Genomic DNA, 13,461 nt, shown 5'->3' on the forward strand with positions numbered 1-13,461 from the left:
GCCCCGAAGGCCGTGCTCGCCATACCTCAACGATCACTTGCAGAAGGGAAGCCATGAGCAGCGTTGACCAGCTCATCGCCCGCACCCTGGGCATTGCGGAGGCCCGGGTCACCGACGAGGTCGAATACCAGTCGATCAAGGAGTGGGACTCGCTGGGCCACGTCTCGCTCATGGTGGCGCTCGAGAAGGCGTACGGCGTCCCCATCGACGATGAGCTGACGCTCAGTCTGCGCACGGTCTCGGCGATACGGGAGTTCGCCGCGGGAACCACCCCGCAGCAGGGGCCGGCCGCGCCCGACGACCGTGCCGCCGTGCACCGCGGCCTGGAGGGCGTCGTCTTCGACCGGACGGGCATCACGCACATCGACGGCGTCGCCGGCGTCCTGGAGTACCGGGGCTACAGCATCCACGACCTGGCCGCCCACGCCTCCTTCGAGGAGGTTGCCCATCTCATGATCGACGGTGAACTGCCGGACGCCGCCTCGCTGGAGAGGTTCAGCAAGGAGCTGCACGCCGCTCGCGCGCTGCCGGGGCCGGTCCTGGACCTGGCCCGCTCGCTGGCACACGCGCACCCCGTGGAGGCACTGCGCACCTGTGTCTCCGCGCTCGCCGCGTTCGGTCAGCGCCGGGTGGACGGCTCCGACGAGACGTACGAGCAGGCCCGCGAGACCGGGATCACGCTCCTCGGCCAGATCCCGATGATCGTCGCCGCGCACCACGCCTTCCGCAACGGCCGCGAGCCGCTGATGCCGGCCGAGGACACCTCGTACGCGGAGGCCGTCCTGACGGCGCTCCTCGGTGAGTCCCCCACACCCGCCGCGGTGCAGTTCATCAACCGGGGCCTGATCGTCCACGCCGACCACAGCTCGAACGCCTCGGCGTTCGTGGCGCGGGTGGCGACGGGCTGCCGGGCCGGGATGACGGCCTCGCTCACCGCCGCCGTCGCGGCCTTCGGCGGCTCGGTGCACGGCGGGGCGGCGGAGCGTGTGATGACGCTGCTGGACCAGGTGGGCTCACCGGAGCGGGCCGAGGCGTACGTCGCCGAACTGCAGGGACGCGGGGAGCCGGTGATGGGCTTCGGCCACCGTGTCTACCGCACCGAGGATCCGCGGGTGCGGCACCTGCGGGCGACCGTCGTCGCGCTCAGCGAGGAGTGCGGGGACACCTCTGGGCTGGAAACCCTCGATGCCGTGGCCGCCGCCATGAGCCCCTACAGCCGGCACGGTGTCGCCGCCAACGTGGACCTCTACGCCGGCCTCGCCTACCGACTGCTCGGCCTGCCCGACGACCTGGCGGTCCCCCTCTTCGTGATCGGCCGCACCGCGGGCTGGGTGGCGCAGGTCCTGGAGCAGCAGTCCAACAACGTGCTGATCCGGCCGCTGCTCAGCTACACGGGCCCGCACGCACGCCCGTTCACGAAGGGGAACCGGTGACAACAGCGCCCCTGAGCACCCTGCCGGAATTCGCCGCGCAGCACGGTTTCGCCCTGGATGCCGTCCCGTACACCGGCCGGGTCCTGCTGGAATCCCTGCTGCGGCACGGGGACCCGGAGAAGGCCGCCGTGCTCGGCGAGCGGTTGGGGCGTGGCGCCGACCCGGAGCTGGAGATGCCGTTCCGGCCTGCGCGCGTCCTCGTCCAGGACTACACCGGGATACCGCTCCTGGTGGACCTGGCCGCGCTGCGAGACCGGGTGGCCGAGCCCGGCCGGGTCAGCCCGGCCCTGCCCGTCGACGTGGTCGTCGACCACTCCGTGCAGACCGTCTGGGCCGGCACTGCGGACGCCCTCGTCAGGAACGAGGCCCTGGAGATGAGCCGCAATCGGGAGCGCTACACGTTCCTGAAATGGGCGCGGAAGGCATTCCGGGGCGTACGGGTGACGCCGCCGGGCACCGGGATCGTGCACCAGGTGAACCTGGAGCGACTGGCGACCGTGGTGTCCGAGGGCCCGGACGGGGCGCTCTTCCCGGACACGGTCATCGGCACCGACAGCCACACCACCATGGTGAACGGTCTCGGCGTGCTGGGCTGGGGCGTCGGCGGCTTGGAGGCGGAAGCCCTGATGCTGGGCATGGCCCAGCCGGTCCGCATACCCCCGGTGGTCGGCGTCCGTCTGACCGGCACGATCCCGTCCGGCGCCGCAGCGACCGACGTGGTCCTCGCGCTGTGCCGCACGTTGCGCGAGGCGAACGTGCGCGGCCTGATGGTCGAGTTCACCGGCCCCGGCCTCATCGCCTTGTCGGCGCCCGACCGCTGCACCGTCGCCAACATGGCGCCCGAGTACGGCGCCATGTCCGCGTTCTTCCCGGTGGACGAGCACACCCTCGCCTACCTGCGGCAGACCGGTCGCCCTGAGGCGGACCTGCGGCGGGTCGAGGAGTACTGCCGTCGGCAGCGGCTGTTGCGCGAGCACCCCGGGGAGGCCGAGCCCCGGTTCGGCCGGGTGATCGAGTTCGACCTCGGCTCGGTGGGCCCGACACTGGCCGGTCCGTCCCGGCCCGACCAGCGGATCTCTCTCGGGGAACTCCCCACGTCCTTCGCTGCGCTGCATGGCGCCGCGAAGCGGACCGCAGACGGCGTTTCCGACGGCGACATCGTGATCGCTTCGATCACCTCGTGCACCAACACCTCCAACCCGCGGGCCATGCTGGCCGCAGGGCTGTTGGCCCGGCGGGCCGTCGAGCGGGGGCTGAGCGTGCCCGCCCACGTGAAGACCAGTCTCTCGCCCGGGTCGAGGGCCGTGACCCGCTACCTCGAGAACGCCGGTCTCATGGTGCACCTGGAGAAGCTCGGCTTCCATGTGGCCGGCTACGGCTGCATGACGTGCAACGGGGGAAGCGGACAGCTGAACCCCGGCGTCGGCGAAGCGGTGACCCGCGAGGGTCTGACGGTGGCCGCGGTGCTCAGCGGCAACCGCAACTTCGAGTCCCGGGTGCACGCCCAGGTACGGGCAGGCTATCTCGCCTCCCCCGCGCTGGTCATCGCGCTCGCCCTGGTCGGGCACGTCCGCGCCGACCTGGACAGCGAACCGCTGGGCGTCGGCAGCGACGGCAGGCCCGTACTGCTGCGGGACATCTGGCCGGACATCGCCGAACTGCAGGCGCTGGAGGCGCAGTTCGTCCGCCCCGAGCTGTTCACTGCCGACCAGGCTCCGGTGCCGGAGTGGGACGCCCTCACCGCCGGGGACGGCGAGACATTCCCCTGGGACAAGGAGTCCACCTACATCCGCTTCCCCGCCTACGTAGACGCCGGGCCGAAGGCCGGACCGCTGACCGGCGCCCGCGCGCTCCTCGCACTCGGCGACGACGTCAGCACCGACCACATCTCACCGGTGGGCGACATCCCCGAGGACTCGCCCGCCGGCATCCACCTGCGCCGCCACGGGGTGCGCGACTTCAACTCCTACGGCTCACGCCGCGGCAACCACGAGGTGATGGCGCGCGGTGCCTTCAGCAACCCGAGGCTGCGCAACCGTCTCGTCGGCGACGGCGACAGCGGTGGCACCACCCTGCATCTACCCACCGGCGAACGGCTCCCCGTCTTCGACGCCGCAGAGCGCTACGCCACTTCGGGAACTCCCCTCGTCGTGCTCGCCGGGCGGAACTACGGCATGGGTTCCTCCCGTGACTGGGCCGCGAAGGGCCCCTGGCTGCTGGGGGTGCGGGCGGTCCTCGCCGAGAGCTTCGAGCGCATCCACCGGGCGAACTTGTGCGCCATGGGCATCCTGCCCCTGCTGCTGCCCGAGGGCCGGACCTGGGCCTCGCTCGGGCTCACCGGACACGAGGCCTTCGACCTGGCGCTCGACGACGTGCGAGAGAGCGGTCTGGTCCACGTCACCGCGGACCAGGTGTCCTTCACCGCGAGGGCGGACGTCACCTCGGCCGGCGAGTGGGACGTCCTGCTGGCCGGCGGCACCCTGCCGCACCTGCTCGGCAGGCTGCGCGCCGAGGAGGCAGGGTGAGTGCGAACGTCCTCGACCGCCTCGGTCTGACGCCTTCCGCCACCGGCACGGCGGCGCTGGCCACCGGCGAGAAGCCCTACACGACCCTCCACTTCGGCACGCTCGATGTCCCCGTCGGCAGCCTGCTCGATCTGGTGCGGGACACGGAGGGGCTGCTGCCGCCGCGCACCGGTCACCTGGGCAACTGGGAGGACATCGCGCTCTGCCGCTCGGGCCCGATGGACTTCAACACCGCCGTGTGCGCGGGCGGTTACGGCTACCCGCTGGTCTACGGCTTCACCCGCACCGAGGCCGACACCGAAGGGGGCGACGACGTCTACCTGCCGGGTTCGTTGGTCGACGGTGGCCGGCGAACCACGCTGCCGCTGCACACCTGGGACGGGCGGGCCTTCACCCGGCGGGACCGCAGCCGTCCGCTGTTCTGCGCCCTGACCCAGGCGGAGCTGGACGGGGAACTCGTCCCGCTCGCCGAACTGCACTGGCGGCGCATGACAACCGTGCCCGGTTACCGGTTCCGGCAGTGGGCGGCCTTCCTGGCCGAGCACGCCGCCTTGGTGACCGACATGCTCTGCCTGCTGCTCGAGGAGGCCGCCGCCCGGCAGAACCCGCGCGCGGCCTTCGCCGAACTGATCAGCCACGCCGTCCGGTTGGACGGTTCGGTGGGCCGCTGCGAGGTGCGGCGGCACGGCACGGGCTACGCGATCGAGGACCACGTCTACCCGTCCGCGCGGGCGTTCGCCGAGGCGGCTCTGCTCACCGTCCAGGCGCTGACCGAACCCCGCGCCTTCTTCTCCCGGATGGGCGAGGTGCCACCGGTCCTGCCCGTGATCTCGATCCAGCTGAGCAGCGTTCTGTTCGGCCTGCTCGGCAGCCATCTTCCCGACCGTTCGGGGCTCCCCTCCGAGAGTCCCTTCGTCACCCATCTGCACTGGGGCGCCCGGGCGATGGCCGGCTGCCCGCCGCGGCGCCGCGGCTATCTGGCCCGCAAGACCACCGTCCGCTCGCTGCGCGCGATCACCGGTCCCCTGGTGCGGAACTTCGCCGAGGTGCGCCCGTTGTGCTTCGCGCTGTTGCCCGCGCAGATCTTCATGCTGTGCCCGCCCGACAGCGAGCAACAGGACCGCGAGCTGCTCGCAGACCTGTTCAAGGTCGTGCTCGCAGCCGATCCGGACGCCACCCACGACACGACCGTCACCTGGCTGTCCACGTACAAGGACCGGCTGTCGCCCTACCTGCGTGCCCGCTTCCGGGACGGCAGCGGCGTCCCCACCGACGCCGTGCGGCGGGCTCCCGCCACACCGGTGGAACCAACGGGATTCCGTGACCTGACGTTCCGGCAGGCATGCGCTGTCGTTGCTGCGTTCGAGGAGGTGCTGGCATGAGACTCACCCGGTGGCAGACCTCGATCGGCCTCGACAAGCCCTTCGTCAGCAACACCGGCGTCGTCACCGCGGTGCGTCAGTGTGTGCTGGAGCTGACCTGGCAGGGACTCACGGGTTACGGCACCGCGCGGGACGCGGACCCAGCGGAGATCGACGCCTGCGCTCCGCTGCTCACCGGTGCCTCGCCGCATGAGATGTGCCGCGTCCTCGGGGACCTGGACGCGGCCGGCATCGGCCCGGCGTCCCGATCCGCCGTGGACATGGCTCTGCACGACCTGCTGGGCAAGGCGTGCGGACAGCCGCTGCAGCACGTGCTCGGGCTGGCAGGGCTGCCGACGGCGCCGACCGCGCTGTCCATCGGCGCCTGCCCGGACGACGAACTGCGTGCCAAGGCGCGCGACGCGGCCTCGTGGCCGGTCCTCAAACTCAAGCTCACCCCCGAGGACGACGGCAGCCGGGCAGGAGTGCTGCGCTCGGTCTACGGCGGGCGCATCCGGGCGGACGGCAACGGCTCCTGGACGCCCGACCAGGCGCTCCGGGTCGCCGAGGAACTGCACCGCCACGGCGTGGAACTCCTCGAGCAGCCGGTACCGCCCGACTCGCCCGACGACCTGCGCTACGTGCACGAGCGGTCCCCGGTCCCGGTCTTCGCCGACGAGGACTGCGCGAGCGCGCAGGACGTCCTGCGGCTGCAGGGCCGAGTAAGCGGAGTCAACATCAAGTTGCTCACCTGCGGCGGGCTCCTCGCGGCCCGCGAGGCGATCGCCCTCGCCCGCCGCGTCGGTCTGCAGGTGATGCTCGGGTGCAAGGTGGAGAGCTCCCTCGGCGTGACCGCCATGGCACAACTGGCCGGACTCGCCGACCATCTGGACCTCGACGGCCATCTGGGCCTGACCGACGACCCGTTCACCGGCGTCCGCATCGACCGCGGGGTGATCTCCCGCCCCGAAACTCCCGGCCTCGGCGCCCAGCCGGACCCCGTCCACTACCCCACCCACCGCGGAAACATCGGAGAGCACTGACATGAACCTGCGTTGCGCCGTCCTCGACGACTTCCAGGCCGTCGCCACGTCCCTCGCAGACTGGGGCCCGGTCCTGGGCCGGGTGGAGGTCGTCAGCTTCCCGGAACACTTCGACACGGAGGAAGAACTCGTCGCAGCGGTACGGGATTTCGACATCATCGTCACTTTGCGGGAGCGCGTCTCGTTCCCCGCCTCGACGCTGGACCGGCTGCCCCGGCTCACGCTCCTGGTCGCCTCGGGCATGCGCAACTCCGTGATCGACTTCGCTGCCGCGGCACGCAACGACGTAACGGTGTGCGGCACCAAGAGCTCCTCCACCCCTCCCGTGGAACTGACCTGGGCGCTACTGCTCGGGCTTGCCCGCGGCATCGTCACCGAGAACGCCGCGCTGCGCGCCGGCGGCCCCTGGCAGTCCACCGTCGGCGTCGACCTGCACGGCCGCCGCCTCGGTCTGCTCGGCCTCGGCAAGATCGGCAGCCGGGTGGCGCAGGTCGGCCTCTCCTTCGGCATGGACGTGGTGGCCTGGAGCCAGAACCTGACCGAGCGGGGGACCAAGGAGCACGGGGTCCAGTTGGCCGCGTCCAAGGAGGAGTTGCTGTCCAGCAGTGACTTCGTCTCGGTGCACCTGGCGCTGAGTGACCGCACCCGGGGTCTCCTCGGAGCCCCGGAGCTGGCCCTGCTCAAGCCGTCCGCCTACCTGGTGAACACCTCCAGGGCCGCGATCGTCGACCAGGAGGCCCTGCTCGACGCTCTGCGGGAGGGGCGGATCGCCGGCGCCGGGGTCGACGTCTTCGACGTCGAGCCGCTGCCCGGCGACCACCCCATGCGCACCGCGCCCCGACTGCTGGCCACGCCGCACCTCGGCTACGTGTCCCAGCACAACTACCGCACGTACTACAGCCAGGCCGTGGAGGACATCGAGGCATTCCTGGCGGGCTCACCGGTACGCCGACTCGGCTGACCTGTCCCGCTCCCCTGCCTTCCCCGATGCCCGCCTTCGCCGCCCTTGGAGATCCACTGTGAGCAGATCGCCCCACCGCATGATGAAACTCGGCGCCTTCCTGCCCGCGCCGGGCCATCACGTCGCCGCCTGGCGCCATCCCGACACCCGCGCAGACGGAGGACACAGCTTCGAGCACTACCGCAGGCTGGTCCAGACCGCCGAGCGCGGTAAATTCGACATGGTCTTCCTCTCCGACAGCGCCGGAGTGCGCACCAAGTACCGCGACGCCGACGAGCTCAGTCGGCAGGGCCGGATGGTGCACTTCGAGCCGCTGACCCTGCTGTCCGCCCTGGCCGTGCACACCGAGCGGATCGGCCTCGCGGCGACCGCCTCGACGACGTACAACGAACCGTTCACTGTGGCACGCCAGTTCGCCTCGCTCGACCACCTCAGCGCCGGCCGCGCCGGCTGGAACGTGGTCACCTCCGCCACCGACGCCGAGGCCCGCAACTTCAACAGGGACGCCCAGCCCGAGCACGCCGCCCGCTACCACCGTGCCCGGGAGTTCATGGAGGTCGTCACCGGCCTGTGGGACAGCTGGGAGGACGACGCGTTCCTCCACGACAAGGCGTCCGGCCGCTTCTTCGACCCCGACAAGCTGCACGTCCTCGGGCACCGCGGCGAGCACTTCAGCGTGCGCGGCCCGCTCAACGTGGCCCGTCCGCCCCAGGGGCACCCGGTGATCGTGCAAGCCGGTTCCTCGCCCGACGGCCAGGACTTCGCGGCCCGTTGGGCCGAGGTCGTCTTCACCGTGCAGCAGACCCTGGAACGGGCACAGAGCTACTACCAGGGGCTGAAGAAGCAGGTCGCCGACCACGGCCGCAACCCCGAGGACGTGAAGATCCTCCCCGGCGCCTTCATCGTGCTCGGCCGCACCCAGACGGAGGCCGAGGAGCGGTACGCGGAGCTCCAGGAGCTGGTCGACCCGGTCGTCGGCCTGGGGATGCTCTCGTACCAGCTCGGTATGGTCGACCTGTCGCAGTACCCGCTGGACGGGCCACTGCCCGAACTCCCGGCGTCCGAGGGCAGCGCGGGCAAACAGCAGACGATCTACGAGCAGGCGCGGCGACAGGGCCTGACCATCCGGCAGCTGTACCTGTCGGTCGCGGCCGGCCGGGGTCACCGTTTCCTGCTGGGCACCGCCGAGACCGTCGCGGACGAGCTGGAGGACTGGTTCGTGAACGAGGCGGCCGACGGCTTCAACATCATGCCCGACTGCCTGCCCACCGGACTGGACTCCATAGTCGACCTGCTGGTCCCCGAACTGCAGCGGCGCGGCCTGATGCGCACGGAGTACGAGGGCACCACCCTCCGGGACCATCTGGGCCTGCCCCGGCCGGACTTCACCACCACCGGGAGCGGATCGTGACGGTCACGGCCCTGGCCCTGCGGTCGGCCCTGCGCGCCCACGCGGCGGGCGTCGCGGTGGTCACCGCCACGGGTCCGGCCGGACCGGCCGGGGTGACCGTCACCTCGTTCACCTCGATCAGTGCCCGGCCGGCTCTGATCTCCTTCGCCCTGGCCGAGACCTCGAGCACCTGGGAGCGGATCAAGGACTGCACACGGTTCGGGGTGCAGCTCCTCGGCGCGCACCAGGTCGAGGTGGCGGAGCTGTTCGCGTCCTCCGGCGTGGATCGCTTCGCACCGCCCACCCGCTGGCACCTCGGTCCGCACGGCGTCCCGCTGCTGGACGACTGTCTTTGCTGGCTGATCTGCTCCCCGCATCATCAGGCCCGGCTCGGGGACCACCACCTGGTGGTGTGCTCCGTCGACGAGGTGGTGGAGGGCGCGCCCGGCGACAGTCTGGTGCATCTCCACAGCTGTCTGCGGGGCGTTCCCTCCACCGACCTCACGAGGATCTGAGCATGCCCAGAGTTCTGCTGTTCTCCCGTCAGCCGCTCACCAGCCGTCCCCTCCAGGAGTGGCTGGACGAGACCGCGGACAGCGTCGTCCTGATCACCACACCCAAGGCCGTCGCCGAGGCGGAGGAGATCCTGGCCACCCACTTCCCGCGCCACCGACTCGTCGAGGACTACCACTCCTGGGCCACCGAGCAGGCCGCGGAGGAGGCGGCCCGGGAGCACGGCGCCGAGCTCGTGGCGAGCACCAGCGAGAGCGACGTGCTGCGGGCCGCGCGGCTCCGGGCCCGGCTCGGGGCGCCCGGGCAGAGCGTGGAGTCGGCCACCGCGTACCGCGACAAGCTGGTCATGAAGCGTACGGCCCGGGCGGCCGGCCTGCGCGTGCCGTCCTTCGCCGCGGTCGAGGGTCCGATGGACCTGCTCGACTTCATCGACGCGGAGGGCTTCCCGGTGGTGATCAAGCCGCGCACCGGAGCCGCCGCGCAAGGGGTTTCCATCCTGCGCTCCCCGGCGGACGTCACCGCGTTCCTGGAGGGCGGTCGGGAGTCGGCCGTGTCCCACGTGCCGGGCCAGTGGATGGTGGAGAGCTTCGCGCGCGGGGACCTCTTCCATGTGGACGGCATCATGCGGGACGGCAGGATCGTCCACTCCTGGCCCTGCGAGTACACCGGCGGCCTCGCGGAGCGCGTCATCGACGGGGCGCCCCTGGGCAGCGTGCTGCTCGAACGGGACGACGCCCGCACCGAGGTACTGAGGCAGTTCGCCGCCGACGTGGTCGCCGCGCTGCCCGCCGCCCCGGACCCGCTCGCCTTCCACCTCGAGGCGTGGATCGATCCGGACGGCGAACCGGTGATGTGCGAGATCGCCAGCCGGGCGGGTGGTGCGCTGATCGCCGAGGTCTACGAGCGCGCCTTCGGCGTGCAGTTGGCCAAGGAGGGGCTGCGGGCACAGTGCGGCTCGGACCTCACCCTGGACCACCAGCCGGCCGCGCCCGCCGGGCTCCTCGGCTGGCTCCTGCTGCCCGCCGGTCACGGCACGTTCGTGCCGCCGGCCGAGTCCTGCCCCGTACCGGGTGTGGAGCTGGAGGTGAAGCTGGCCGCCGGGACCCGACGGGACGGCGTCGAGCACGCGACCGACGCGGCCGCCGAGGCCCTCGTCCATGCCGGGACGGCCGAGGAAGTCCGCAAGCGCATGGCCGAGGTCACCAAGTGGTGGCACGCCAATACCGCCTGGCAGTAGGCCCGGCGCACACCGAATCAGCACAGAGAGACGAAGCATCCCATGAACGAACACGTACTGGTCGTGGGCACGGGCCGGAACCACCCGTCCCTGCTCCGCGGCATCCGGCCCGGGGTCTGCACCACCACCATCTGCCAGGTGGAATACGTCCGCAACGTCCGTGAGCCCGCCGGACACCTCCGGATCATCGCCGTCCGGGGGGACGCCGACGACCAGGAGTGGATCGCCATGGCCAAGGCCGTTCACGCCATCCACCCCTTCACCAGGATCGCCACCTTCGGCGAACGCGATCAGCACCGCTACGCCGCAATCGGTGAGGCGCTCGGCCTGAAGGCCCTCAGCCCGGCCACGATGACCGTCATCCACGACAAGGAGGCGATGCGGGCGAGGCTGCGGGAGTCCGGTGTCGACTCCGCCGCGTACGCCCGCGTGACGGAACTGGACGAGTTGCACGCCTTCGTGCGGAACCACGGCCTGCCCTGCGTGGTCAAGCCGGTCCAAAGCACGGGCAGCGCGGGCGTCACCAAGGTCACCGAGGAGAGCCAGTTGGCCACCGCCTTCGAGCGGGCCGGCGGCAGTTACATGGGCCTCGTCAACACCGGAGTGCTGGTGGAGGAGTTCCACGAGGGCCCGCAGTTCAGCGTGGAGGCGTTCTCGGACGAGGGCGACCACCAGGTGGTGGGCATCACACGGAAGTACTCGGACCCGGTCAGCCTGGTCGAGCTGGGGCACGTGTCCCCGGCACCCCTGCCCACCGGGGAGCAGGCGGAGATCCACGCGTACGTCGGGCAGCTGCTGGACGCGCTGGGAGTGCGGTCGGGGCCGACCCACACGGAGGTCGTCCTCACCAGCAAGGGCCCCCGGGTGATCGAGACGCACGTACGGGCGGGCGGCGACGAGATACCGGCCCTGACCCTCGACGCGACCGGTGTCGACATCGCCGAGTGCATGGTCCGCCACACGATCGGGGAGAAGGTCCTGCCCGACATCCGGGCCACACTCTCCGAGCCGCGCCCGGCCCGCGCCTCGGCGATCTGGTTCGCAGCTGTCGACGCCCCCGGCGAGCTCGAGGAGATCACCGGTGTCCAGGAGGCCAGGGCACTGCCCGGCGTGACGGAGGTCTCCGTGTCGGCCGACCCCGGGGACACTGTGAGCACCCTCACCTCGTCCGACTCCCGGGTGGCCCAGGTCCGCGCGGTCGCGGAGACCGCCGAGGAGGCGGTGCGGGCGGCCCGGGCCGCCGTGGACGTGCTCGGCGTCCGGCTGCGGGTCCGCCCTCTCGCCGGCGACGTCGTATGACCGTGGCGTCGCCCGGCGCATCCCGCCGGGCGACGTCACTTGCCCTGGTACAGGTGCTCGGGACGACCGCTGTCCCCGTACCTCAGGGTGAGCTGCAGCTTCCCGTTCTCCTCGAGATGCTTCAGGTAGCGCTGCGCGGTGGACCGGCTGACCCCGGTCCGGTCCGCCACCGTGTGCGCCGACAAAGGGTGTTCGGTGCGGGAGACGAGTTCCATGATCAACTCGACCGTCCGATTGTTGTACCCCTTCGGCAGCGACAGGGCGGTCTGCGGTCCGCCGCCGCCTACGATCCGGTCGATCCGCTCCTGGTCCAGCCGGCCGGTGCCGAGAGTCCCGCGCAGCCTGCTGTACGCCTCGAGCTTGCGTCGCAGCACTTCGAAGGTGAACGGCTTCACGAGGTACTGGAGGACTCCGGCTCTCATGGCCTCGTGGACCGAGGCCGAACTCCGCTCGGCCGTCACCATGATGACGTCGATGTCACGGCCGAGCTCGCGCAGCCGGCGGGTCAGCGACAGGCCGTTCTCGTCCGGCAGGTAGTGGTCGAGCAGGACGAGATCGATCCCGCCCTGCTCCAGGGCGCTGAACGCGTCCCCGGCGCTGTGCATCTCGCCCACCACCCGGAACCCGGGTACCGCGGACACGTAACGCGAGTTGATCTTGGCGACGTAGAAGTCGTCATCCACGACGAGGACGTTGAACATGGTCGTCATTCCGCCGTGGCCAGCCGCCCGGTGACCACTGCCCCGCCGCCCGCCCGGTCCAAGACCGCGACGGTACCGCCCCGTTTCGCGGTGATTTTCCGGACGATGGCGAGCCCCAGTCCCCGGTCCGGCCCGTCGGCGCGCTGCTTGGTGGAAGCACCCGTATTGAAGATCCACTGCCGCTTGTCCGGCGGTATCCCCGGACCGTTGTCCTCCACCCGCAGCAGCACGCCTCCGGCGTTCTCCCGCACCGTCACCCATACCGCCGGCTCGAGGTCGGGGCCCTCCAGGGCCGCATCGACAGCATTGTCCACCAGGTTGCCGAGCACGATGACGATGTCCCCCGACAGCTCCGAGGCGCTGCCGAGAGCCGATCCCTCGTCGATCTCCAGCCGGACCCCGCCCGTCCGGGCGGCTAGCGTCTTGCCCACCAACAGGGCTTTTACGACTGGGTCCTTGATCCGTCTACCCCCGGCGAGCGGTACAGTGTCCGGCCCTTCGCGTCCGGCGATCTCCCTCAGCCCCATCAGCACGTGCGCTGCGTTCCTGAGCTCATGCTTGAGGAGACATCCCGCGCGGCTGTCCTGCATGACATCGCCCTCACCGTAACCGCTCAATTCCACCACGCCCCACCCATCACGATCCTGTGTGTTCGAAAGCCGAGAACGAGGCCCTTTCACTAACTCGCACAGGTGCTCGGGCCGCCCCGAGATCAATGTAAGAGTTTTCACTCGACGTCGTTGCGTTTTGCCGGGAAGCGTCGAGGCAGCCGGGGGCGTGTACCGCCCGCACACCGACCGGTGCAACCGGTGCTCGGCGATGTGCGCCTTCATCTCGGGCAGATCAAAGACCTGCCGGGCCCGGTACCCCGCACCGACGGGCTCGGCCAACTCCTCGTACAAGGGCGGCGGCTGAGAAGGGGAAACAAGATCGATCCACCGACCGGCAGAGCCACCCGAACCCGCATCACCGCAGCTCGCCGACGCCCCTGAACAGTC

The 13,461-nt window shown here is 70.9% G+C and carries 11 protein-coding genes; 9 read left to right on the forward strand and 2 right to left on the reverse strand.

The window, feature by feature from the left end; translation table 11 throughout:
- The first annotated feature begins 53 nt into the window (after nt 1–53).
- Genes OG953_RS10865 through OG953_RS10905 form a run of 9 tightly spaced genes read left to right on the forward strand, consistent with a single transcriptional unit; the run spans nt 54 to nt 11,762 of the window.
- Complete coding sequence (locus OG953_RS10865) at nt 54–1,433, forward strand: citrate/2-methylcitrate synthase (RefSeq protein WP_405683792.1); 1,380 nt, start codon at nt 54–56, stop codon at nt 1,431–1,433.
- On the forward strand, nt 1,430–3,958 hold the full coding sequence (gene acnA, locus OG953_RS10870) for an aconitate hydratase AcnA (RefSeq protein ID WP_405683794.1): 2,529 nt from the start codon (nt 1,430–1,432) through the stop codon (nt 3,956–3,958). The genes OG953_RS10865 and acnA overlap by 4 nt, the downstream gene beginning before the upstream one ends.
- A complete protein-coding gene (locus tag OG953_RS10875; protein ID WP_405683796.1) occupies nt 3,955–5,340 on the forward strand; it encodes a DUF6025 family protein in 1,386 nt (461 codons plus the stop codon). Before acnA ends, OG953_RS10875 begins: the two co-directional genes overlap by 4 nt.
- Nucleotides 5,337–6,362 carry a mandelate racemase/muconate lactonizing enzyme family protein gene (locus tag OG953_RS10880; RefSeq protein ID WP_405683798.1) on the forward strand — a complete coding sequence of 342 codons (1,026 nt, stop codon included), beginning with the start codon at nt 5,337–5,339 and terminating at the stop codon, nt 6,360–6,362. Before OG953_RS10875 ends, OG953_RS10880 begins: the two co-directional genes overlap by 4 nt.
- Before the next feature lies 1 nt (nt 6,363).
- Nucleotides 6,364–7,323, forward strand: coding sequence for a D-2-hydroxyacid dehydrogenase family protein (locus tag OG953_RS10885; RefSeq protein ID WP_405683800.1), 960 nt, complete (start codon nt 6,364–6,366; stop codon nt 7,321–7,323).
- Nucleotides 7,324–7,381: 58 nt separating this feature from the next.
- The gene (locus OG953_RS10890; protein ID WP_405683801.1) at nt 7,382–8,734 is read left to right on the forward strand and encodes an LLM class flavin-dependent oxidoreductase; all 1,353 of its coding nucleotides are present in this window, start codon (nt 7,382–7,384) and stop codon (nt 8,732–8,734) included.
- Nucleotides 8,731–9,228 carry a flavin reductase family protein gene (locus tag OG953_RS10895; protein WP_405683803.1) on the forward strand — a complete coding sequence of 166 codons (498 nt, stop codon included), beginning with the start codon at nt 8,731–8,733 and terminating at the stop codon, nt 9,226–9,228. The genes OG953_RS10890 and OG953_RS10895 overlap by 4 nt, the downstream gene beginning before the upstream one ends.
- Nucleotides 9,229–9,230: 2 nt before the next feature.
- On the forward strand, nt 9,231–10,463 hold the full coding sequence (locus OG953_RS10900) for an acetyl-CoA carboxylase biotin carboxylase subunit family protein (protein WP_405683805.1): 1,233 nt from the start codon (nt 9,231–9,233) through the stop codon (nt 10,461–10,463).
- Nucleotides 10,464–10,505: 42 nt separating this feature from the next.
- Complete coding sequence (locus OG953_RS10905; RefSeq protein WP_405683807.1) at nt 10,506–11,762, forward strand: ATP-grasp domain-containing protein; 1,257 nt, start codon at nt 10,506–10,508, stop codon at nt 11,760–11,762.
- 35 nt (nt 11,763–11,797) lie between these two features.
- On the opposite strand, the gene OG953_RS10910 is transcribed toward OG953_RS10905, so the two are convergent.
- Together OG953_RS10910 and OG953_RS10915 are read right to left on the reverse strand one after the other, a co-directional pair.
- The gene (locus tag OG953_RS10910; RefSeq protein WP_405683809.1) at nt 11,798–12,472 is read right to left on the reverse strand and encodes a response regulator; all 675 of its coding nucleotides are present in this window, start codon (nt 12,470–12,472) and stop codon (nt 11,798–11,800) included.
- A complete protein-coding gene (locus OG953_RS10915; RefSeq protein ID WP_405683811.1) occupies nt 12,469–13,353 on the reverse strand; it encodes a sensor histidine kinase in 885 nt (294 codons plus the stop codon). The genes OG953_RS10910 and OG953_RS10915 overlap by 4 nt, the downstream gene beginning before the upstream one ends.
- Nucleotides 13,354–13,461 lie beyond the last annotated feature (108 nt).

Source organism: Streptomyces sp. NBC_00057 (assembly GCF_045041165.1).
Lineage (GTDB): Bacteria > Actinomycetota > Actinomycetes > Streptomycetales > Streptomycetaceae > Streptomyces.